General features: G+C 72.3%; 21 protein-coding genes. 11 read left to right on the forward strand and 10 right to left on the reverse strand.

Annotation, left to right across the window (positions count from 1 at the left end):
* Positions 1-16 precede the first annotated feature (16 nt).
* The 4 genes from ACZ7L7_RS18910 to ACZ7L7_RS18925 all read left to right on the forward strand — a co-directional run bounded on the left by ACZ7L7_RS18910 (position 17) and on the right by ACZ7L7_RS18925 (position 3,799).
* Positions 17-658, forward strand: coding sequence for a TetR/AcrR family transcriptional regulator (locus ACZ7L7_RS18910; RefSeq protein WP_285515663.1), 642 nt, complete (start codon positions 17-19; stop codon positions 656-658).
* 180 nt (positions 659-838) lie between these two features.
* On the forward strand, positions 839-1,888 hold the full coding sequence (locus ACZ7L7_RS18915; protein WP_285515664.1) for an endonuclease/exonuclease/phosphatase family protein: 1,050 nt from the start codon (positions 839-841) through the stop codon (positions 1,886-1,888).
* 79 nt (positions 1,889-1,967) lie between these two features.
* Positions 1,968-2,993 (forward strand): ATP-binding cassette domain-containing protein, encoded by a 1,026-nt coding sequence (locus tag ACZ7L7_RS18920; RefSeq protein ID WP_285515665.1) that lies wholly within the window; start codon positions 1,968-1,970, stop codon positions 2,991-2,993.
* Positions 2,990-3,799 carry an ABC transporter permease gene (locus ACZ7L7_RS18925; RefSeq protein WP_093723057.1) on the forward strand — a complete coding sequence of 270 codons (810 nt, stop codon included), beginning with the start codon at positions 2,990-2,992 and terminating at the stop codon, positions 3,797-3,799. Before ACZ7L7_RS18920 ends, ACZ7L7_RS18925 begins: the two co-directional genes overlap by 4 nt.
* Before the next feature lie 13 nt (positions 3,800-3,812).
* Here the strand turns inward: ACZ7L7_RS18925 and ACZ7L7_RS18930 are convergent, their stop codons facing one another.
* The 3 genes from ACZ7L7_RS18930 to ACZ7L7_RS18940 form a co-directional block, all read right to left on the reverse strand.
* Complete coding sequence (locus ACZ7L7_RS18930) at positions 3,813-7,043, reverse strand: AfsR/SARP family transcriptional regulator (RefSeq protein ID WP_285515666.1); 3,231 nt, start codon at positions 7,041-7,043, stop codon at positions 3,813-3,815.
* A gap of 63 nt (positions 7,044-7,106) precedes the next feature.
* The gene (locus tag ACZ7L7_RS18935; RefSeq protein WP_285515667.1) at positions 7,107-7,652 is read right to left on the reverse strand and encodes a Uma2 family endonuclease; all 546 of its coding nucleotides are present in this window, start codon (positions 7,650-7,652) and stop codon (positions 7,107-7,109) included.
* Positions 7,653-7,800: 148 nt separating this feature from the next.
* A complete protein-coding gene (locus ACZ7L7_RS18940) occupies positions 7,801-8,334 on the reverse strand; it encodes a DUF6578 domain-containing protein (RefSeq protein WP_472076563.1) in 534 nt (177 codons plus the stop codon).
* Between the two features lie 104 nt (positions 8,335-8,438).
* On the opposite strand from ACZ7L7_RS18940, the gene ACZ7L7_RS18945 reads away from it, so the two are divergent.
* Entirely contained in the window at positions 8,439-9,239 is an 801-nt protein-coding gene (locus tag ACZ7L7_RS18945; RefSeq protein WP_285515669.1) for a site-2 protease family protein, read from the forward strand.
* Here ACZ7L7_RS18945 and ACZ7L7_RS18950 read toward each other — a convergent pair.
* Together ACZ7L7_RS18950 and npdG are read right to left on the reverse strand one after the other, a co-directional pair.
* The gene (locus tag ACZ7L7_RS18950) at positions 9,229-9,411 is read right to left on the reverse strand and encodes a hypothetical protein (protein ID WP_285515670.1); all 183 of its coding nucleotides are present in this window, start codon (positions 9,409-9,411) and stop codon (positions 9,229-9,231) included. The genes ACZ7L7_RS18945 and ACZ7L7_RS18950 overlap by 11 nt on opposite strands.
* Positions 9,412-9,471: 60 nt before the next feature.
* The gene (gene npdG, locus ACZ7L7_RS18955) at positions 9,472-10,179 is read right to left on the reverse strand and encodes an NADPH-dependent F420 reductase (protein ID WP_285515671.1); all 708 of its coding nucleotides are present in this window, start codon (positions 10,177-10,179) and stop codon (positions 9,472-9,474) included.
* A gap of 104 nt (positions 10,180-10,283) precedes the next feature.
* On the opposite strand from npdG, the gene ACZ7L7_RS18960 reads away from it, so the two are divergent.
* Both ACZ7L7_RS18960 and ACZ7L7_RS18965 read left to right on the forward strand, forming a co-directional pair.
* Positions 10,284-10,886: a hypothetical protein gene (locus ACZ7L7_RS18960; protein ID WP_285515672.1), complete on the forward strand. Its 603-nt coding sequence runs from the start codon at positions 10,284-10,286 to the stop codon at positions 10,884-10,886.
* Between the two features lie 57 nt (positions 10,887-10,943).
* The gene (locus tag ACZ7L7_RS18965) at positions 10,944-12,215 is read left to right on the forward strand and encodes an MFS transporter (RefSeq protein ID WP_453605229.1); all 1,272 of its coding nucleotides are present in this window, start codon (positions 10,944-10,946) and stop codon (positions 12,213-12,215) included.
* On the opposite strand, the gene ACZ7L7_RS18970 is transcribed toward ACZ7L7_RS18965, so the two are convergent.
* Positions 12,216-12,443 (reverse strand): hypothetical protein, encoded by a 228-nt coding sequence (locus ACZ7L7_RS18970; RefSeq protein ID WP_285515674.1) that lies wholly within the window; start codon positions 12,441-12,443, stop codon positions 12,216-12,218. It abuts the gene before it with no gap.
* Between the two features lie 58 nt (positions 12,444-12,501).
* Here ACZ7L7_RS18970 and map point away from each other — a divergent pair, with 58 nt between their 5' ends.
* Positions 12,502-13,359 carry a type I methionyl aminopeptidase gene (gene map, locus ACZ7L7_RS18975; protein ID WP_285515675.1) on the forward strand — a complete coding sequence of 286 codons (858 nt, stop codon included), beginning with the start codon at positions 12,502-12,504 and terminating at the stop codon, positions 13,357-13,359.
* 121 nt (positions 13,360-13,480) lie between these two features.
* A complete protein-coding gene (locus ACZ7L7_RS18980) occupies positions 13,481-14,128 on the forward strand; it encodes a biliverdin-producing heme oxygenase (RefSeq protein ID WP_285515676.1) in 648 nt (215 codons plus the stop codon).
* Positions 14,129-14,147: 19 nt separating this feature from the next.
* Here the strand turns inward: ACZ7L7_RS18980 and ACZ7L7_RS18985 are convergent, their stop codons facing one another.
* From ACZ7L7_RS18985 to ACZ7L7_RS19000, 4 genes are read right to left on the reverse strand one after another with little or no spacing between them, the layout of a single operon-like run.
* Positions 14,148-14,792: a PhzF family phenazine biosynthesis protein gene (locus tag ACZ7L7_RS18985; RefSeq protein ID WP_285515677.1), complete on the reverse strand. Its 645-nt coding sequence runs from the start codon at positions 14,790-14,792 to the stop codon at positions 14,148-14,150.
* The gene (locus tag ACZ7L7_RS18990) at positions 14,785-15,624 is read right to left on the reverse strand and encodes a hypothetical protein (RefSeq protein ID WP_472076567.1); all 840 of its coding nucleotides are present in this window, start codon (positions 15,622-15,624) and stop codon (positions 14,785-14,787) included. Before ACZ7L7_RS18990 ends, ACZ7L7_RS18985 begins: the two co-directional genes overlap by 8 nt.
* A 36-nt stretch (positions 15,625-15,660) precedes the next feature.
* On the reverse strand, positions 15,661-17,151 hold the full coding sequence (locus tag ACZ7L7_RS18995; RefSeq protein WP_472076569.1) for an HtaA domain-containing protein: 1,491 nt from the start codon (positions 17,149-17,151) through the stop codon (positions 15,661-15,663).
* Positions 17,152-17,183: 32 nt separating this feature from the next.
* Positions 17,184-18,584, reverse strand: coding sequence for an HtaA domain-containing protein (locus ACZ7L7_RS19000; protein ID WP_285515680.1), 1,401 nt, complete (start codon positions 18,582-18,584; stop codon positions 17,184-17,186).
* Between the two features lie 181 nt (positions 18,585-18,765).
* Between ACZ7L7_RS19000 and ACZ7L7_RS19005 the strand changes: the two genes are divergently transcribed.
* Both ACZ7L7_RS19005 and ACZ7L7_RS19010 read left to right on the forward strand, forming a co-directional pair.
* Positions 18,766-19,764, forward strand: a complete 999-nt coding sequence (locus tag ACZ7L7_RS19005) for a heme/hemin ABC transporter substrate-binding protein (protein WP_453605238.1) — start codon at positions 18,766-18,768, stop codon at positions 19,762-19,764.
* Positions 19,761-20,849 (forward strand): FecCD family ABC transporter permease, encoded by a 1,089-nt coding sequence (locus ACZ7L7_RS19010; protein WP_472076571.1) that lies wholly within the window; start codon positions 19,761-19,763, stop codon positions 20,847-20,849. Before ACZ7L7_RS19005 ends, ACZ7L7_RS19010 begins: the two co-directional genes overlap by 4 nt.
* The last annotated feature ends 85 nt before the right edge of the window (positions 20,850-20,934 follow it).

Below are 20,934 nucleotides of genomic sequence, written 5' to 3' on the forward strand. Positions count from 1 at the left end.
GAAGGGACGCAGACAGGTGAGCCTCGCTGACAAGCCCAAGACCGACGCCCCCGCGCGCGGCCGGCCCCGGAGCGAGGCCGTGGAGCGGGCCATCATCGAGGGCGTGATGAAGCTCCTGGAGGACGGTGTGCCGCTCGCGGAGCTGTCCATCGAGCGGATCGCCCGGACCGCCGGGGTCGGCAAGGCCGCGATCTACCGTCGCTGGCGCGGCAAGGAGGAGCTGTTCGTCGACGTCGTACGGGCCGCCGAGCCGCCCGACGAGGAGCTGCCCGGCACCTCCATGCGCGACGACCTCGTCGCCCTGCTGGAGACACTCAGGCAGCGCGGTCTGGTCAGCCGTTCCTCGGTGATACTGCACAGCGTGCACGCCCAGATGAAGTCCAGCCCGAAGATCTGGGAGGCGTACAACAAGCTCGTCGTGGCACCCCGGCGCCGGCTCGGCATCGAGGTGCTGCGGCGCGGCCAGCGCAACGGCGAACTGCGCGCCGACATCGACGTGGAGCTGCTCAACGACCTGTTCGTGAGCCCGATGCTGGTGCGTTCGGTGATGCGCCCGGACGCCGATCTGCCGGACGGCCTCTCGGAGCGGATCGTGGACACGCTGCTGGAAGGTCTGCGGCCGGCCGGCTCACCGCCCGTCAGTTCTCCCGCCGAGTAGGGGATGTGCGCGTTTCGTCACAGAGCACGCTTTCGCCATCGGGAACCGGAACTCGTGAAGCCGACTTGTACGTCCTCGTGCCCGTACGGCCGTCATGGGACGGCGGAACAGAACCGATCATCCCCTAGGGTCGTAACCGCGGGGGACGATGGTGTGCACGGCAGGCAGTGAGGCGACGGTATGGCGCAGCAGGCGTACATGACGGAGACGGACAACGGCGGCTCGGGCTCCGAGCACCCGGGAAACCGGTTCCGGCGCCTGCTGGGGCGGTGGCTGGCCGGGTGGCGCGAACGCGGGACCTGGCGCCGGGGCATCGTCACCGGTGCCTTCGCGGTGGTCCTCGCGCTGGTCATGGTGTTGCACGCGCACATCCCCAACCGGATCGGCAATCTCGGCAGTCTCACCGAGACGTTCCTGCCGTGGCTCGGTCTGTTCGTCCCGCTGGTGCTCGTGGTGGGTCTGGTGCGCCGGTCGGCGACCGCGCTGCTCGCGACGGTGCTGCCGGTGGCGGTGTGGCTGAACCTCTTCGGCGGGCTGCTCTCCGACAAGACCGCGGCGGGCGGCGACCTCACCGTCGCCACGCACAACGTCAACGCCGACAACCCCGACCCGGAGGGCACCGCCCGGGACGTGGCCGCGTCCGGGGCGGACGTGCTGGCGCTTGAGGAGCTGACCGCGACGGCGGTGCCGGTGTACGAGAAGGCGCTGGCGTCGACGTACAAGTACCACTCGGTGCAGGGCACGGTCGGGCTGTGGAGCAAGTACCCGCTGAGCGGCGTGAAGTCGGTGGACCTGGAGCTGGGCTGGACCCGGGCGATGCGCGCCGCGGTGGCCACCCCGTCCGGGGACGTCGCGGTGTACGTCGCCCATCTACCCTCGGTGCGGGTGAAGATCGAGGCCGGGTTCACCGCCCGGCAGCGGGACAAGAGTGCGGACGCCCTCGGCGAGGCCATCGCCGACGAGCGACTGCAGCGCAGTGTGCTGCTCGGCGATCTGAACGGCACCATGAACGACCGTGCGCTGAACGCCGTCACCTCCCAGATGCGCTCCACGCAGGGCGCGGCGGGCAACGGCTTCGGATTCAGCTGGCCGGCCTCGTTCCCGGCCGCGCGCATCGACCAGATCCTGGTGAAGGGCGTCGAGCCGGTCACCTCGTGGACGTTGCCGGAGACCGGGAGCGACCATCTGCCGGTGGCGGCGCGTGTGAAGGTGGACGAGAGCGCGTCGTAGGCGGGCCTGTCGGTGAGGTGTCGGCGGCTGTAGGCCGGCTGTCGGTGGTCTGTCGGTGGGGGCTGGCACTGTCCTTGCCATGACGCGAATCGACATGAAGCCCAGTGGCGCGGGGAGCGCCGTTGTCGTGCGGGGGCTGGTCAAGCACTACGGCGAGACCAAGGCGCTGGACGGCGTGGACCTGGAGGTGCGGGAGGGGTCCGTGATGGGGGTGCTCGGACCCAATGGGGCCGGGAAGACCACCCTCGTACGGATTCTGTCGACGCTGCTCCCGCCCACCGCCGGACAGGCCACCGTCGCGGGGTACGACGTGGTGCGGCAGCCCCGGCAGTTGCGCCGGGTGATCGGGCTGACCGGCCAGTACGCCTCCGTGGACGAGAAGCTCCCGGGCTGGGAGAACCTGTACCTCATCGGGCGGCTGCTGGACCTGCCCCGCAAGGCCGCCCGTGCCCGTGCCGACGAGCTGCTGGAGCGGTTCTCGCTGACCGACGCGGCGAAGCGGCCCGCGGGCACCTACTCCGGCGGTATGCGCCGCCGTCTCGACCTCGCCGCCTCGATGATCGGGCGCCCCTCGGTGCTCTTCCTCGACGAGCCCACCACCGGCCTGGACCCGCGCACCCGCAACGAGGTGTGGGACGAGGTCAAGGCGATGGTCGGGGACGGGGTCACCGTGCTGCTGACCACCCAGTACATGGAGGAGGCCGAGCAGCTCGCCTCCGAGCTGACCGTCGTGGACCGCGGCAAGGTCATCGCCAAGGGCGGTATCGACGAGCTGAAGGCGAAGGTCGGGGGCCGGACGCTGCGGGTGAAGCCGGCCGATCCGCTGCGGCTGCGCCCGCTCGCCACCCACCTCGACGGGCTCGGCATCACCGGGCTCGCCACCACCACCGTGGACCCCGAGCGCGGCGCGCTGCTGGTGCCGATCCTCAGTGACGAGCAGCTCACCGCCGTGGTAGCCGCGGTGACCGCGCAGGGGGTCACGCTCTCCTCCGTCTCCACCGAACTGCCCAGCCTGGACGAGGTGTTCCTGTCCCTCACCGGCCACCGCGCCGGTGTCCCGCAGGAGACCGAGACCACCGACGCACGCGAGGAGGTCGCCGTATGAGCGCCCCCACGATCACCACCGCCGACGCCCGTATCCCGCTGCGCGGCCATCTGCGGCACACCGGCGCGCTGCTGCGGCGCAATCTGCTGTGGATCCGGCAGGACCCGGAGTCGATGGCCGACGCCGTCCTCTTCCCGATCGTCTTCACCCTGCTGTTCGTGTACGTCTTCGGCGGCTCGATCGGGCAGGCGCTGGGCGGCGGACAGGACGCCTATGTGCAGTACCTGGTGCCCGGCATGCTCGCCATGATGGGCATGACCATGGCCCAGGGCGTGGGCACGGGCTTCAACCAGGACTTCAACTCCGGTGTCATGGACCGCTTCCGGTCGCTGCCCATCGGCCGCGGCTCGGTGCTGTTCGCCAAGATCGCGGTGGAGCTGCTGCGCATGCTGCTGGCGACCGGCGTGATGTTCGTGGTGGCCCTGCTGGTCGGCTTCGACGTCACCAACTGGGGCGGTCTGCTGGCCGCCGTCGCCCTGGCCGTGGCCTTCGGCTCGTCGCTGATGTGGGTCTTCCTCACCCTCGGCGTGACGATGAAGAGCGTGCAGTCCGTGCAGGCGATGGGCTTCCTGGTGCTGATGCCGCTCCAGTTCGGCTCGTCGATCTTCGCGCCGACGGACTCGATGCCGGGCTGGCTGCAGAACTTCACCGACTACAACCCGCTGTCGGCGCTCGCGGACGCCTCCCGCGGTCTGATGAACGGCGGACCGGTCGCCCACGACCTGTGGCTGACCCTCGGCTGGTCGGTGGCGCTCACGGCGGTCATGGCGCCGATCGCGGTCCACAAGTTCCGCACCAAGACCTGACCCGGCGGGTGGGTCACACCAGGGCGGCGGCCTCCTTCGCGGAGAGTCCGCCGCCCTCGGCGTACCCGGTCCCGTACGCCTCCTCGTCCAGGGCGGCGCGCACCGCGGCGACGGCCTTCGACCGGCACTCGCGCTCCAGCCTGGAGAGCCGGTGTCCGGGCGGCAGCAGCGCCTCGGCGGCGCCGAGGCAGCGGGCCCCGTCCAGGGGCCTGTCGTCGGCCAGCGCCAGCGCCGCGATGACCAGGCAGCCGGAGACCAGTTGGGGAGCCATGGCCCGTGCCACGTCGTTGTCCGACTGCGCCAGGGCGCGCCGCAGTTTCTCCAGCGCCTCCTCGTTCAGGCCCTCGGCGGCGTCCATCCAGGCCTCACCGCTGAGGATGAAGGCGTCGAAGACATGGAACTGGGCGGGCCCGAAGCCCTCCCTCAGCAGCCGGATCTGCTCGCGGGCCTCGGGGATGCGGCCGGTCATGCTGAGCCAGCCCGCCAGGATGACCCGGCTGAACGGCATCGCCTCACCGTGTCCACCCTCCACCCTGGCGAGGACGTCCCGCAGCAGGCGTTCGCCCTCCTCGCCCTGCCCGTCCTCCAGCAGGACACTGGCCAGCCGGGCGGTCAGTACGGCCTCCTGGGCGCGGGCGCCGAGGTGGCCGGCGAGCTCCAGGGCGGCCCGGTAGTCGGCGGCGGCCTCGGCGTAGGCGCCGCGGCGCTCCCGGGCCTCCGCGCGCGCCGACAGCGCCTCGGCGCGGCCCCAGGAGTCACCGAGGCGCTCGTAGAGGGCGAGGGACTCGTCGGCGTCACGGGCCGCGTCCTCGCCGCGGCCGGGGCGGTGGGCGAGGAGGTTGGCGCGCAACTGGAGGGTGGCGGCCAGTTCCCAGTCGTAGCCGGGTGTCCTGCGGCTGGTCTCCACGCTGGCGTCGAGCATGCGGGCGACCGCCTCCATGTCCCCGGTGAGCATGACCGCGAACACGGCGAGCAGGCCGGGGCTGCGGCAGGACTGCGGCAGGCCCGGCGGGTAGGTAGCGGCGATGGTGCGCAGCTTCTGCTGCGCGGCGTCGTTCTGCCAGGCATCCAACTCGGTGTCCATGCAGGCGAGATGGGCGAGATGGACGCCGCGCCGGGCCTCGGCGAGCACTTCTCCGGTGTACGGCGGCGGCTCGGCGGTGACCTTCTGCCACACCGGCCGGGCGGGTTCGGCCGGGGCGGCGAAGGGGTCGGGGCCGAGCCGCATCACCTCCGCGCACCAGTTGCGGGCCTCGATCCTCAGGTCGCGCATCTGCCAGTACCAGGCCAGCGACAGGGCCAGGGTCAGCGCCTCCTGCTCGTCGCGCTCGGCGACCGCGTGCCGGAGCGCGGTGCGCAGGTTCTCGTACTCGCGCTGGAGCCTTTCCACGGCCTGCAGTTGGTTGGGGCCGCGCAGCAACGGGTCGGTGAGCCGGGCGAGTTCGCGGTAGTACGTCAGATGCGCGTGCTCGGCGCCGGCGCGCTGCCCGGACTCGTCCAGGCGCTCGCCCGCGTACTCGGCGACGGTCTCCAGGAGCCGGTAGCGCATCATGCCGTCGCCCGAAGGGGCGGCCACCACCAGGGATTTGTCGACCAGGGAGCCGAGCGCGTCGAGGGCGGCGGGCCCGCACACGGCCTCCGCGGCGGGCAGGTCGCAGCCGCCGGCGAACACCGAGAGGCGGCTGAGGACTTCGCGTTCGTCCTGGTCGAGCAGGTCCCAGGACCAGTCGACGACGGCGCGCAGGGTCTGCTGGCGGGGCAGCAGGGTGCGGCTGCCGGAGGTCAGCAGCCGGAAGCGGTCGTCGAGCCGGTCGGCGATCTGGCGGGGGGTGAGCATCCGCAGCCGGGCGGCGGCGAGTTCGATGGCCAGGGGCAGTCCGTCGAGGCGGCGGCAGATCTCGGCGCAGGCCGCGGGGTCGTCGTCGACGCGGAAGCCGGGGCGGGCGGCGGCGCCCCGGTCGGCGAACAGCTGGAGGGCGTAGGGCTCGGGCAGCGGCTCGACCGGGCGCAGTATCTCGCCGGGTACGCCGAGGGGTTCGCGGCTGGTGGCGAGGACCGTCAGTCCCGGGCAGCGGGCCAGCAGGTGCTCGGTGAGCCGGGCGGCGGCGTCGACGACGTGCTCGCAGTTGTCGAGGACGATCAGCATGCGGCGCCGGGCGCAGTGCTCCACGAGGCGTTCGACGGGGTCGTCGTGGCGGTCGGTGACGCTGCGGAACTCCTCGGCGCCCGCGCCGTAGAGCACGGTCTCGCGGGCGCCGACGGCGGTGAGCACGGCCTCGGGGACGGCGGCGGGGTCGTCGACGGGGGCGAGTTCGGCCAGCCAGATGCCGTCGCGGGCGGCGTCCCGGAGGGTTTCGGCGGCCTCCTGGGACAGCCGGGTCTTCCCGGCGCCGCCGGGGCCGAGCAGGGTGACGAGCCGGGCCCTGTCGAGGTCGGCGCGGATGGCCTCGATGTCGGCCTCCCGGCCGACGAAGGAGGTCAGCCGGGCCCGCAGGTTGCCGAGCGGGGCCCGCTCGGCCGGTTTCAGCAACTCGGCGTGCAGCTCGCGCAGTTCGGGCCCGGGATCGGAGCCGAGCTGCTCGGCGAGCAGGCGTCGTACGTCGTCGTAGGCGGCCAGGGCCTCGGCGGGGCGGCCGAGGTCGCGCAGGGCGCGCAGCCGCAGCGCCTGGAGTGGTTCGTCCAGGCGGTGGCTGTCGCACAGGGCGGTCAGTTCGGGCAGCGCCTGCTCGGCCTGGCCGAGGGCGAGGGCGGCGGTGTGCCGGGCGCGCAGCGCGTCCAGGCGCCGGGTCTCCCAGCGGGCCGCCTCGGCGGTGCGGTCGGGGAGGTCGGCGAGGGCGGGGCCGCGCCACAGGGCGAGGGCGTCGTCGAGGACACCGGCGGCCTTGGCGGGGTCGCCGTCGGCGAGGGCGCGCAGGCCGTCGGCGGTGAGCCGGTCGAAGCGGTGCAGGTCGATGTCGTCGGGGCGGGCGGCGAGCCGGTATCCGCCGTCCACGGACTCGACGGCGTCGGCCCCGAGTCCCCGGCGCAGCCGCCCGACCAGGGCCTGGAGGGCGCCGGGTGCGTCGGCGGGCGGGTCGGCGCCCCACACCTCGTCGACGAGGAACTGCACGGGCACGGCCCGGCCGCCCCGCAGCGCGAGCACGCTCAGCAGGGCGCGCAGCCGTGCCCCGCCGACCGGGACGGGGGTGCCGTCGGGACGGAGGACCTGAGTGGTGCCGAGGATGCGATAGCGCACGGGGTCCATTGTCCCTGGTGACGCATCAGTGCCGCCTCCGGGTTTTACACCCGCATGAACTGGGAGGAGTCTTTACGCGCGCATGAACTGGGAGGAGTCAAGCACCAGCGTCTGCTCGGCGACAGCGATCTCGATCTCGTCGCCGAACACACCGGACTCCTCGTGCTGGTACTGGCCGTCCACGGGCCGGGTCAGGAGGGTCCAGCGGCCGGAGAGCACGTCGACGATGAGGTAGGAGGGGATACCGCGCAGCGCGTAGTGCTCAGGCTTGGTGTTGTAGTCGCGGTGCTTGCTCTCCGGTGAGACGACTTCGACCACGAAGGGGAGCAGTTCCTCGCTGACCTCGCACTTGTCCGACTGGAACCGATCGAGCGGGAGCGCCGAGCCGTCCGGCTCCGGTTTGTAGCCCTCCCGAGGAGGAACGACCGAGAACTCGCCCACGGGCGCCCAGCCCGGCAGCCGTTCCTCGATCTGGTTGGCGATACGCCGGGCCGTCGTGGTGTGCGCGTGAGTGACCGGTACCAAAGTGAGCCCGTTCCTGGTCAGCCGGAGGCGCGCGCTTCTCGGCACCTGGATGCGATCCTGAACCAGCTCGACCCAGCTGTCGGCGATCGTCATGGCCACCTCCTCAGTCGACTCGGTTACAGCGTACTGACTAGCAGGAACCCCCGGCCGCCCGCAGGACGTTCCCCCGGCACCACCGGTACGGTCGACCGGTCATGATCGCGCAGGGCCTCGGGGCTCCCCCGGCCCGGTCGGGCGGTGGTCAGTGGGCCGGGACCTCCAGGGTGACCAGGACCCCGGATTCCCTGAGGTGGCGGCCGTCGGCCGACGGCTCCGCCTCCGTGAACCACTTCGGGCAGGCCTCGACCGGGCGGAGGGTGCGGGTGCCCGGTACCGGCTCCCAGGTGCGGGAGGCGGGGTCGGTCTCGGCGTACTCCTGGCTGACCAGGTGGATGTCCCGTACCCGGCCGGTGACGTCCGGCCACCGGTCGCCGTGGCGTTCCACGGAGAGCAGCCCGACCAGGCGGACCCGGTCGCCGGGCTTCTCCTCGCCCAGGTCCTCCGGCGCGACTGGGTCGACGGGGTCCTCGTGCAGGGCGACCGTGAGCCCCGAGTCGTCGTTCAGCACCCGCACGCCGTTGATCTGGGCGACCTCGCCGACGACCTTGGACACCTCGTCCTGCCAGTCGCCGGAGTCGATCAGCAGCAGCGGCCAGCTCACCTCGTCGCCCACCGCGAAGGGAGTGCCGCAGCACTCCATCTGCCAGTCCTCGTAGAACACCTTCCACTTCCCCATGCCCCCACCTTCTCCGGAACCGGCGCCCGACCGCGAGACGTTTTCCCGTTGCGCCCGGTACCGTCGGGCGGCAGTACCGCGTGCCGACCAGCCCAGGGAGCAGCATGACCGTCACCGACGCCCGCCCCGGCGACCGGAGGATGAGCCCGGTCTTCGCCGGCATCCTGGCCGTCACGGCGGTGACGGGCTGGGCCACCTGGACCGGGTTCGCCGAGCAGCCCGGTGTCGCCGTGTTCCTGTTCGTGACGGCGGCCTGGATCGTCTCGCTGTGCCTGCACGAGTACGCGCACGCCCGGACCGCCCTGCACAGCGGGGACATCACGGTCGGCGCGAAGGGCTACCTGACGCTGAACCCGCTGAAGTACACGCACGCGCTGCTCAGCATCGTGCTCCCGGTGATCTTCGTGATCATGGGCGGCATCGGTCTGCCGGGCGGCGCGGTGTTCATCGAGCGCGGGCGGATCCGGGGGCGGTGGAAGCACAGCCTGATCTCGGCGGCGGGCCCGCTGACGAACCTGCTGTTCGCGGCGGTGTGCACGGCGCCGTTCTGGCTGGACGCGCTGGACGGTGTGCCGGCCGACTTCCGGTTCGCGCTCGCCTTCCTGGCGCTGCTCCAGGTCACGGCGACGATCCTGAACTTCCTGCCGGTGCCGGGCCTGGACGGCTACGGCGTGATCGAGCCGTGGCTGTCGCACAACCTGCGCCGCCAGGTGGAGCCGTTCGCGCCGTTCGGTCTGCTGTTCGTGTTCGCGCTGCTGTGGCTGCCGGGGGTGAACGCGGCGTTCTTCGACCTGGTGGACGCGATCCTGCGCGGGCTCGGGGTGGACGAGTTCGACACGTACTGCGGCTACGACCTGTACCGCTTCTGGCGCGGCGAGAGCCCGGTGTGCTCGGTCAGCCCGTGACGGACGCGCGGCGGGCCTTGTCGCGCTTGACGTAGTACCACCACATGTTGGACGACAGTCCGCCCAGCAGGACCCAGACGATCCCGAGCCAGCTGCCCTGCACGAAGGAGACGACGGCCGCGACGACGGCGAGGACGCAGACGACCAGGGCGTAGAGGGCGAGGCGGGGCATGGTGGACGGCTCCTGTCGGGGGACACTGCGGTACGACGCCCTCCAGTGTCCCCCATCCCCTCATACGTCCGTGATGCGGAGTCCCGCGTGCGCCTTGTAGCGCCGGTTGACGGAGATCAGGTTGGCCACCAGGGACTCGACCTGGTGGGCGTTGCGCAGCCGGCCGGCGAAGATGCCGCGCATGCCGGGGATGCGGCTCGCCAGGGCCTGGACGATCTCGACGTCGGCGCGGGCCTCGCCGAGGACCATGACGTCGGTGTCGATCTCGTCGATCTCCGGGTCCTGGAGCAGCACGGCCGACAGGTGGTGGAAGGCGGCGGTGACCCGGGAGTCCGGGAGCAGGACGGCGGCCTGCTGGGCGGCGCTGCCCTCCTCGGGCTTGAGGGCGTAGGCGCCCTGCTTGTCGAAGCCGAGCGGGTTGACGCAGTCGACGACGAGCTTCCCGGCGAGTTCCTCGCGCAGGGACTCCAGCGTCTTGCCGTGGCCGTCCCACGGCACGGCGACGATGACGATGTCGCTGCGGCGGGCGCACTCGGCGTTGTCGGCGCCCTCGACGCCGTGGCCGATCTCCTCGGCGGCGCTCTGCGCGCGGTCGGCGGCGCGCGAGCCGATGATCACCTTCTGGCCGGCCTTGGCGAGCCGGTAGGCCAGTCCCTTGCCCTGCGGCCCGGTCCCGCCGAGCACGCCCACGACCAGCCCGGAGACGTCGGGCAGGTCCCAGGGGTCCTTGGCGGGGGCCTTCTGTGCAGCACTGTCGGTAGAGGTCATGGCCCGACTTTACGGGTGCCGCGCGGGGCCCCGATTGCCCAGGTCGGGCGAATTCCACCGGAACCGGCCGTGTCGCTCCGGCCGGTGCGGCAGGATGCGGGCCCATGGATGCCGTACGGGTCGCGCTGCTGCGTGAAGTACTCGCCGGGACCGAGTGGTTGGGGGCCACGCGGAGGTTCGCCGGGGTGCTGCGGGGTTCGGTGGTGTCCCACGGCGGGGGCCTGCTGCTGGTGGGCACCCCGGCCCACGAGCCGTGGCATCTGGCGGCCCACCTGGTCGACGAGGCGGCGTGGTCGGGAACCCCCGAACTGACGCCCACCCTGGTGCGGCACGCCCCCCGGCCGACGGACCCGGCCCACCTGGCGGTGGGCCTCGGCCGCCTGGCGGCCGCCCGACGCGGCGAGACCCTCCTGGTCGTGGCCCCCCACCAGCCGGACCCCACCCTCCTGGAGCACATCCACGACGCCCGCCGCTCCGGGGCCACGGTCCTCGCCCTGGGCCCCGACGAGGGCGATCTGGTGACGATGTCCCACGAGGCCCTCCCGGTCCCGGAGACGACGGACCTGGACCTGGACACGGTCCAGCACCTGGTGAGCGCGGCGGCCGGCGAGAACTGCCTCCCCTCGCCCCGTTCCCCGCGCCGCTGGCGGGACCGTCTGACGACGCTGGCGGACCATCTGACGGCGCCGCCTCCGGCGCGATGGTGACGGGCCCGACCGAAAAACAGTTGCCCCGGTCTCCCGTCCCGCGCACGATGACCCCTCGTGGCCTCCCTCCTCCCCGATCTCACCCCCTGGCGTGCGTCCGCCGAGTTCCGGCGGCTGTGGCTGTCGGGGCTGGTCTCCAACTTCGGCAGTTTCCTGACGTTCGTCGCACTGCCCGTCCAGATCAAGGAGTTGACGGGGTCCGCGGCGGCCGTCGGGGCGATCGGGGCCGTGGAGCTGGTGCCGCTGGTCGTGTTCGGGCTGTACGGCGGGGCTCTCGCGGACGCGCTGGACAAGCGCGGGCTCATCGTGTGGACCGAGGCGGGGCAGGGGGTGCTGAGTGCCGCGCTGCTGGTGAACGCGCTGATGCCGGAGCCCGCCGTCTGGCCGCTGTACGTCGTCGCCGCGCTGTCCTCGGCGCTGGTGTCGGTGCAGCGGCCCGCGCTGGACTCGTTGTGGCCGCGGATCGTGAAGCACGAGCACCTGCCGGCCGCCGCCTCGCTGAACTCCCTGCGCTGGACGGTCGGCGGCGTCGCCGGTCCGGCGGTGGCGGGCCTGGTCGTGGCGTACGCGGGCCTCGGGTGGGCGTACGCCGCCGATCTGCTGACCTTCGTCGTCTCGGTCGTCCTGATCCTCCCGCTGGCCCCCTCCCCGCCCTCGCACGAGGCGGCGAAACCGTCGCTGGCGGCCATCTGGGAGGGCGCCCGGTACGCCTGGAACCGCAAGGAGCTGCTGGGCACCTACGCCATCGACCTCGCGGCGATGTTCCTGGCGATGCCGCTGGCGCTGCTGCCGTTCCTGGCCGACGAGTTGGACGCCGAGTGGTCGCTGGGACTGATGTACGCGGCGGTGCCGTTCGGGTCGCTGCTGGTGAGTGTGAGCAGCGGCTGGACCGGGCGGGTGCACCGGCACGGGCGGATGGTGGTGCTGGCGGCGGCGCTGTGGGGCGTCGCGATCGCGGGCGCGGGCATGGTCGGCGATGTGTGGCTGGTGCTGCTGTTCCTGACCGTCGCGGGCGGCTGCGACATGGTCAGCGGCATCTACCGGGGGATCCTGTGGAACCAGACGATCCCGGACGAGCTGCGCGGCCGTCTCGCCGGGATCGAGCTGCTGTCGTACTCCGTCGGACCGACCCTCGGCCAGGTCCGGGCGGGCGGCTTCGCCGCCTGGTGGGGCGTACGGGCGTCGGTGTGGTCGGGCGGTCTGCTGTGCGCCGGCGCGATCGGGCTGCTGGCCCTGTGCCTGCCGAAGCTGATGACGTACGACGCCCGCACCAGCGAGCACGCGAGGAGCGTGCGCGCCCAGCGCGAGGCGTCCGCCGCCGAGGCCTGATCAGTCCTCGTCCGTACCCTTCGGCGCGTCGTGCCACTTGGGGTCGTTCTCCCACTGGAGGTTGCGCTCGCGGGCGGTCTCCATCGCGTGCTCGGCCTCCGTGCGGGAGGCGTACGGACCGAACCGGTCCTTGCCGGGGCAGTCCGGCCCCTCCTCGACCTTCTTGTGCTCCAGGCAGTAGTACCACTCGCCCGGCTTGCCCACCGTGCGCTTCTTGAACAGGGCCATGTCCCGCTCCTCTCGCCACCGACATGTTCCCCCACGGCGGCTCGTTAGACTCCCTGGCATGTCTGGCCAGTCGCTGCTCGTACCAGGGGAGCTGTCTCCCACCCGTTCCGTGCCCGGAAACATCCGGCGTCCCGAGTACGTCGGCAAGCCCGCGCCGACCCCGTACACCGGGCCCGAGGTGCAGACCCCCGAGACGATCGAGGCGATGCGGATCGCCGGACGGATCGCCGCGCGGGCGATGGCCGAGGCGGCGAAGCTGATCGCGCCCGGGGTGACCACGGACGAGCTGGACAAGGTGGCGCACGAGTACATGTGCGACCACGGCGCCTACCCCTCCACGCTCGGCTACCGCGGCTTCCCCAAGTCGCTGTGCACCAGCGTCAACGAGGTCATCTGCCACGGCATCCCGGACTCCACGGTGCTGCGCGACGGCGACATCATCAACCTCGACGTCACCGCGTACATCGGCGGTGTGCACGGCGACAACAACGCCACCTACCTGGTCGGCGACGTCGACGAGGAGAGCCGCCTGCTGGTGGAGCGCACCCGGGAGTCCCTGAACCGGGCCATCAAGGCGGTCAAGCCGGGCCGCCAGATCAATGTCATCGGCCGGGTCATCGAGTCCTACGCCAAGCGCTTCGGGTACGGCGTGGTCCGGGACTTCACCGGCCACGGGATCAACTCCTCGTTCCACTCGGGCCTGATCATCCCGCACTACGACAGCCCGCACGCCACGACGGTGATGCAGCCGGGGATGACCTTCACGATCGAGCCGATGCTGACCCTGGGCACCCACGAGTACGACATGTGGGACGACGGCTGGACGGTCGTGACCAAGGACCGCAAGCGCACCGCGCAGTTCGAGCACACGCTGGTGGTGACGGAGACCGGCGCGGACATCCTGACGCTCCCGTAGGCGCACACAGTTACGGAAGGCCCGTCCCACTGCCGGGGCGGGTCTTTTTCCGTACGCTTTTACCGACAGCGCGTCGGCAACCTATTGACTTAGGTAAGCCTTACCTTAGAGGATGGTCGGCATGGACTCCTTCTCGACCGTCATCCGCACCGCCTCCCACGAGCAGCACGTGGAGGCGGAGACCTCCACCTTCATGAGCGACCTGCTCGGCGGTCGCCTCGGCGTCGACGCCTACGCGCGCTACACCGAGCAGCTGTGGTTCGTCTACGAGGCACTGGAGAGCCACGCCGAGCGGCTGGCGGCGGACCCGGTGGCCGGGCCGTTCATCCGGCCGGAGCTGTACCGCCTCCAGGCCCTGGAGCGGGACCTGGCGCATCTGCGCGGCCCGCGCTGGCGGGCGGGCGTGACCGCGCTCCCTGCCACCCGCGCCTACGCCGACCGGGTCCGGGAGTGCGCCGAGACCTGGCCCGCGGGCTACATCGCCCACCACTACACCCGCTACCTCGGCGATCTCTCCGGCGGCCAGATCATCCGCGACCGCGCGGAGAGGACCTGGGGCTTCGAGAAGAAGGGCGACGGCGTCCGCTTCTACGTCTTCGAGGGCATCACCAACCCGGCCGCCTTCAAGCGGGCCTACCGCGAACTCCTGGACGGGGTGCGGGCGGACGAGCTGGAGAAGCAGCGGATCGTGGGCGAGTGCAAGAAGGCGTTCGCGCTCAACACGGCCGTGTTCCGGGCGCTGGGCGAGGAGTTCCCGCTGTCGGCGTGAGCGCCGTTGGTCCGCGGGCTCAGCGCTCCAGGTAGACCCGTCCCCCGAGTTCCACCCAGCCCCCGGGCTGCGGTGCCGTCAGGAGCTGGGAGCCCGTGCCCTGGGTGATGTTCAGGGCGCGGCCCAGCCGGTCCGTCAGCAGGATCGCCGCCGCGCCGGTGGCCTCGTCCTCCTCGACGCCGTCGCCCCGGCCGGGGAAGCCCCGGGCGCGGATCCGGCCCGCGGCCTCGTCCTCCCACGCCCAGGCGTAGATCCACTCCCCGGGCGGCGGCACGGTCAGTTCGTCGACCTCGGCGGCCGTCGCGTACTGCCGCAGCGTCCTTGGCGGCGCCCACTCCGCGCGCGCCTCGATCCAGCAGAACTCCCCGTCCTGCCGGGCGCCGACCACTCCGGCCGGGGTGACCAGCTCGGGCACGTCCAGCAGCCAGGCCGCGCCGACACAGGGGTAACCGGCGAACGGCAGCCGCACGCTGGGTGTGTAGATGTCGATGACGCCGCGCTCGGGGTCGTCCACGAACACCGTCTCACTGAACCCCAGCTTCGCCGCGAAGGCCTGCCGCTCGTCCGGCTCCGGCAGCACCCGGCCGTCCCGGACGACGCCCAGCTCGTTGCCGTATCCTCCGCGCGGTCCGCAGAAGACCCGGAGCACGTCGTAGTCAGTCACGGGGGTATTGAAACACCGCTTGTCCTGCGAGGTCCTCCCAGGCGGGGGCGCCGCCGGGCAGTGGCCAGGTGCGGGTGCTGGCCGGTTCGTACGGCAGACCGGCCAGGGTGTCCCCGTATGCGGGGGTCATATGCCTCGTGTGCGGTGTCCCCTCGGTGATCGCGGTGAACTCGCGCCGCCACACCTCGTCGTCCGCGACCCGCGTCAGCACCACGCACGGCGGCGTCCGTCCCTCCGCGAGCGCGGCCACCGCGCGGTCGTGGCCGTCGAGGAGCAGCCAGCCGTCCAGGAACGCCACCCACCACAGCAGGACCGGCGCGAGCGTGCCGTCCGCGGCCTGCTTGCGGTACGCCTTCACGCGCGGGGCGTCCGGCGCGGAGAGGCGGCGCAGGGGCAGGACGCCGTTCCAGCCGCCCCCGCAGTACAGCGCGAGGCTGCCGCCCGGCCAGTCCCGTACGAACTCCTCGTCACCCCACACGTACGGCGGGAACGCGCGGCGCTCGCCGAGCTGCCAGCGCCCGTCGTGCAGCGGGGTGCCGGTCGACTCCTCCAGCCAACTCGCGTACCGGTGCGGCCAGTTGCCCGGGTCGCGGGCCAGGGCCGAGCGGATGGGCGGGAGCGGGGAGCGGTAGCCGTCGAGGCGGTGCAGCGCCAGGTCCCGGCAGCAGCCCTCGCCGTCGGCGCGGCCCAGCAGCAGGACGCGTTCGCCCTGCCGCAGCAGCATCCGTGCGCGGCCCGCCGTCTCGAACCGCAACGGCGGAGGGCCGGGACGGCCCTGTACCCGCAGTACCAGCCGTCCCTGCCCGAGTGCTTCCCTGTGGCCCCTGTCCATGGGGCCAGTCTTGCGCCTGCTTCTCAGGCCCACTTCCTATGCCTGCGTACGCCGCCTGCGCATCGCGAACACCACACCCGCGCCCGCCGCTACGGTCAGCGCCGCCGCCGTGCCGAGGGCCGCGACCGGGACGTCGGAGCCGGTGGCGGCGAGGCCGCCGGTCACGCCGCCGGTGGTGGAGCCGGTGCCGCCCGCGCTTCCGCTCCCACCGGTGCCGCCGGAGGTGCCCTGGCCGCTGTCGTCGTCACCGCCGCCGCCCGGCAGGTCCGCGTCCTCGCTCAGGGCCACCCGCACATCCACCGGGTCGAGTTCGGCCCCGGCGGAGTAGAAGCCGCCGAACGCCTCCGCGCCCGCCGCGGTGAGCGTGGCCTTGACGTCGTCGAGGGTGATGACGTCGTCCTTGGCCTTCAAGTCGTCGGTGTCGGCGTCGAGTTCGGCCAGGACGACATCCTTGCTGGTCTTGCCGAGGCTGGTGACGTCGGCGGTGAGTTCGCCGGTACCGCCGTCAAGGTTCACCTCCAGGCCGGTCAGGGTCAGATCGAGGCCGTACTCGCCGTTCTCCTCGTGGCCCTTGAAGTTGACGGCACCCTTGAAGGCGGCGCTGAGGGTGTCCTTGTCGGTGTCGTACGCGCCGGTCGCGTCGACGAAGGTGAACGCCCCGTTGTTCGCGGCCTGGCTCGCCCCGCCGGAGGTGGTGATCTTCCCCTTCGCGACGCCGTCCACGACGTACGTACGGAACGACTGCTTGACGCCCCAGCCGAGGGTGCCGTCGACGATGTCGCCGACGGCGGGCGCGGGGGAAGGCTCCGTGGAGGGCTCGGCGGAAGGGGACGGGCTCGTGGAGGCGGACGCCGACGGGGTCGCGCTCGGCGTCGTGCTCGGCGTCGCGGACGGGGTGGCCGTCGGCTCCGGGGATTCCGTCTCGGTCTGGGTGGCCGTCGGGGTCGGGGTCGGGGAGTGGGTCTCCTGCTTCTGTACGACGGTCAGCGGGTCCCCCGCCGCCCCGGCGTAGCCCGCGCTGCCGAAGACATCCGCCGCCTCCTCGGTGAGCGTGGTCGCCATGTCCTTCATGGAGCGGGTGACGGTCACATCGGCGAGCGGTACGTCCTGGGTGGTCGTGCCGTCCTTGGTCACATCGGCGGTGATCTCGGCGTCGGCGCTGTCGAACCGCACGTCGGAGAGGGTGAACTCGAAGCGGTGCGCGGGGGAGCTGATCTTCAGGCTGCCCTGGAAGCCGAGGTCGAGGGTGTGCGCGGTGGAGTCGTAGGTGCCGGTGCCGTCGACGAAGGTGAACGGGCCGTTGTCCGCGGCCTGCGAGGCCCCGTCGGCGGGGGTGAAGGTGCCGGCCGCCATGCCGGTGATGTACGTGCGGTACGACTGCTTGATGCCCCAGGTCAACTCGTAGCCGCTGAGCGGGACTTCGGCGGCCGAGGCGGTGGTGGCGGTGAGGGCGGTGGCGCCGAGGGCGGCCGCGGTGGCGACTGCGGCGGCGAGGGCGAGGGGACGGCGCTGCGCTCTGATGGGCATGGTCGGGGGTCTCCTTCGGGGGTGGGTGTGGGTCAGTTCGCGCGTCGGCGGCGGACGATCAGCACGGTGGCGGCGGCCGCCAGGGCCAGTCCGCCGGCGGTGAGGCCGAGGGGCAGGGCGGCGGAGGTGCCGCCCTCGTCGTCGTCCGTGGCGCTCGCGACGGGTTCGGTGGAGGGCTCGGGTGAGGCGCTGGGCGTGGGTGACTCGCTCGCCTCGATGTCACTGCCGAGGTCGGGCAGGGCGGGCAGTTCGGCGCTCTTGGTGGTGGCGACGGCCAGGGAGACCGGGTCCATCTCGGCGCCCGCCTGGTACATCCCGCCGAAGGCCTTGGCGCCGCGCGCGGTGAGCTTCGCGGGTGCCTCGGTCAGGCGCACCAGGCCCTTCTCCGCCTTGAGCTTCTTCGCCGGGAAGGTGACCAACGGGACCTTCCCGCCGCTGAATTCGGGGCTCTTCACATCGGCGTAGAGGGTGCCCCTGCCGTCCTCGACGGCGACCCGGACGTCGTCGAGCCGCAGATCGAGGCCCTGTTGGCCGGTGAAGCGGACGGCGCCCCGGAAGCGGGCGGTCAACTCGCCCTTGTCGTACGTCCCTTCGCCCTGGGGGAAGCGGAACAGCGCGCCGCCGTCCTGGGCGCCGGAGGAGAGCGTCCACTTCCCTCGGGCGATGTCGCCGGTGACGTACTCCCGGAAGGTGCGGCGCACGCCCCAGTCGACGGCGCCGTCCTTGATGGCGGTGTCCGACGTCCGCTTCTTCTCGGGGGACTTGGAGGCGGTCGGCGTGGGCGACTTCGACACGACCGCGGCGGGCCGCACGTCCGCCGACAGGCTCAACGGGTCCAGCGCGGTCCCCGCCGTGTAGTACCCGGCGAAGGACTGGGCGCCCTGGGCGGTGAGGGTGGCCGGGAGGCTGTTCAGAACCACCCGGTCGCCGTCGCCGCGCATGTTGATGCCGCCCAGCGAGAGGGCGGCGAAGGGCACTTGGGCGGCCGTCGTGACCGTCCCGGTGTCCTTCGCCTTGCTGGTGATGTCCACGTACAGGGTTCCGGAGGACCCTGAGACCCGGACGGTGGGCCGGCTGATGGTGAGGTCCAGCTGGTAGGTCCCCGAGTCCGTGCGGTGGCCGAGGAAGCGGACGCCGCCGGAGAAGGACGCGGTGAAGGCGCCGGTGGCGCCGTCGTAGGTGCCGGTGGCCGAGTGGAACCGGAAGCCGGAGCCGCCGATCGTGGCCGCGCCGCCGGTCAGCGAGTAACTGCCCTTGGCGACCGGGCCGGTGACATAGGCCTGGAAGGACGATTTGATGCCCCAGTCCAGCCGTCCGCCCTGCACCGGACGGCTCGCGGCGTGCGCCTCGGCGGCCGGGAGCAGCGCCCCGGTGACGGCCAGGAACAGCGCGGCGAGCAGGCCGTACAGGCGCCTCGACAGGGGTGGGGACATGGGTGACCTCCAGGGACAGCGCGATCCGGCCGGGACCCGATGACTCCTGGCCAGGTGAGGTAAGGCTAACCTAAACTACGACGGGCTTCGGAGGACAGACCGGACCCCCGCACACAGCTCACTCACAGCTCACCCAGAGGAAAAGCGCACGTCAGACGGGCGCGGAGAGGAAGGGCCGACCGTGCGACGCCTGCGCACACGACTGGCGGGAGCGCTCCTCGCGGTGCTCGCCCTGACCACCGCGACCGCCTGCCAGGGCACCTCGGCGGCGGCGGACAAGGCCCCGAAGCGGGCCGCCGACCGCGTGGAACCCCTCTCCCCGACACCCGGCCCGAAGCTGCCGGTCACCGTCGGATCCGCCGACGGCAAGCGGCTGACGGTGAAGCGGGCCGAGCGGATCGTGCCGCTGTCCGGCAGCCTCAGCGAGATCGTCTTCACGCTCGGGCTGGGCGAGCGGGTCGTCGCCCGCGATGTCACCGCCACCTTCGAGCAGGCCAAGGACCTGCCCCTGGTCACCCGCGGCCACGACGTCTCCGCCGAGGGCGTGCTCTCGCTCCGCCCGGACCTCGTCATCGCGGAGACCAGCACCGGCCCCGAGGAGGCGATGGCGCAGATCCGGGCCGCGGGTGTGCCGGTCCTCGTGGTCGACCCGGCGCAGGGCCTCGACGACGTCGGCACCCGTATCGGAGCGGTCGCGGAGGCGCTCGGCGTACCGGACGCCGGGAAGCGGCTGACGGAGCGCTCGGAGCAGCGAATCGCCGCCGTCCGCAAGGATGTTCCGCGCTCCGGCGACCGGCCCCGGGTGGCCTTCCTCTACCTGCGCGGCTCCGCCTCGGTATACCTCATCGGCGGCAAGGGATCCGGGGCGACCTCGCTGATCGAGGCGGCCGGGGGGATCGACGCGGGCGCCGCGTCGGGGCTCACGAAGGACTTCACGGCGATCACCAGCGAGGCGCTGGTGAAGGCGGCCCCGGACGCGATCCTGGTGATGAGCAAGGGACTTGACTCGGTCGGCGGGGTCGACGGACTGGTGAAGATCCCCGGCATCGCGCAGACCCCGGCCGGGATGGACCGCCGGATCGTCTCCGTCGAGGACGGTGTGCTCCTCAACTACGGTCCGCGCACCGACCAGGTGCTGGCCTCCGTCGTCGAGCAGCTCTACGAGGGCGGTGCCGCGTGACCGTACTGGAGAAGGCGGCACCCGCCCCCGAGGCCACCCGCACACCGGGCCGCGGGCCGCGTACGGCCGCCTGGCTGGTGACCGCGGGACTGGTCGTGGCCCTGCTCGTCCTGGTGCCGGTCGCCGCGGGGATCGGGGCCTATCCGGTGCCGGTCGGCGATGTGCTCGGCTCGGTGCAGCACCGGATCGGGCTGGGCGGAACGGAGTTGGACCGGGTGGCCGAGTCGGTGCTGTGGAACGTGCGGTTCCCGCGCATCGTCCTCGCCCTGCTCATCGGGGCCTCCCTCGGGTGCGCGGGCGCGCTCATGCAGGGTGTGTTCGGCAACCCGCTCGCCGAGCCCGGCGTCATCGGCATCTCCTCGGGCGCGGCGGTGGGAGCGGTGGCGTCGATCGCGCTGGGGCTCAACTTCCTCGGCACGTGGACGGTTTCGGTGGCGGCGTTCGTGGCGGGCCTCGCGACCGTGCTCCTCGTCCACCTCATGTCCCGCTCCGGGGGCCGCACGGAGGTCGTGACGCTGATCCTCACCGGTATCGCGGTGAACGCCTTCGCGGGCGCGGTGATCGGGCTGTTCCTGTTCTTCGCGGACGCGGCGGCGATCCAGCAGATCACCTTCTGGCAGCTCGGTTCGCTGTCGCAGGCGACCTGGCCGAAGGTGCTGGCGGTGCTGCCGTGTGCCGCGCTGGGGCTGGTCGTGGCCCCGCTGTACGCCCGGCGCCTGGACCTGCTGGCACTGGGTGAGCGTCCGGCCCGGCATCTGGGGGTGGACGTCGAACGGCTCCGGATCACGCTGGTGTTCGTCATCGCCCTGCTCACGGCGGCGGCGGTGAGCGTCTCCGGGATCATCAGCTTCGTCGGTCTGGTCGTACCGCATCTGCTGCGGATGGCGGCGGGGCCGGGGCACCGGTTCCTGGTGCCGGCGAGCGCGTTGCTGGGGGCGGTGGTGCTGCTGGCGGCGGATCTGGCGGCCCGCACGGTGGCCTCGCCGGCGGAGTTGCCGTTGGGGGTGCTCACGGCGCTGGTGGGGAGCCCGTTCTTCTTCTGGCTGCTGAGGCGGACCCGGCGGCGGCACGGGGGGTGGGCGTAGAGGTCGGGTGCCGTCCGCGGTGCCGGCGGGGGGCTGGTCGCGCAGTTCCCCGCGCCCTGCGGGTGCCTGCCTCACCGTGCGTCCC

Source organism: Streptomyces sp. NPDC110618 (assembly GCF_055657065.1).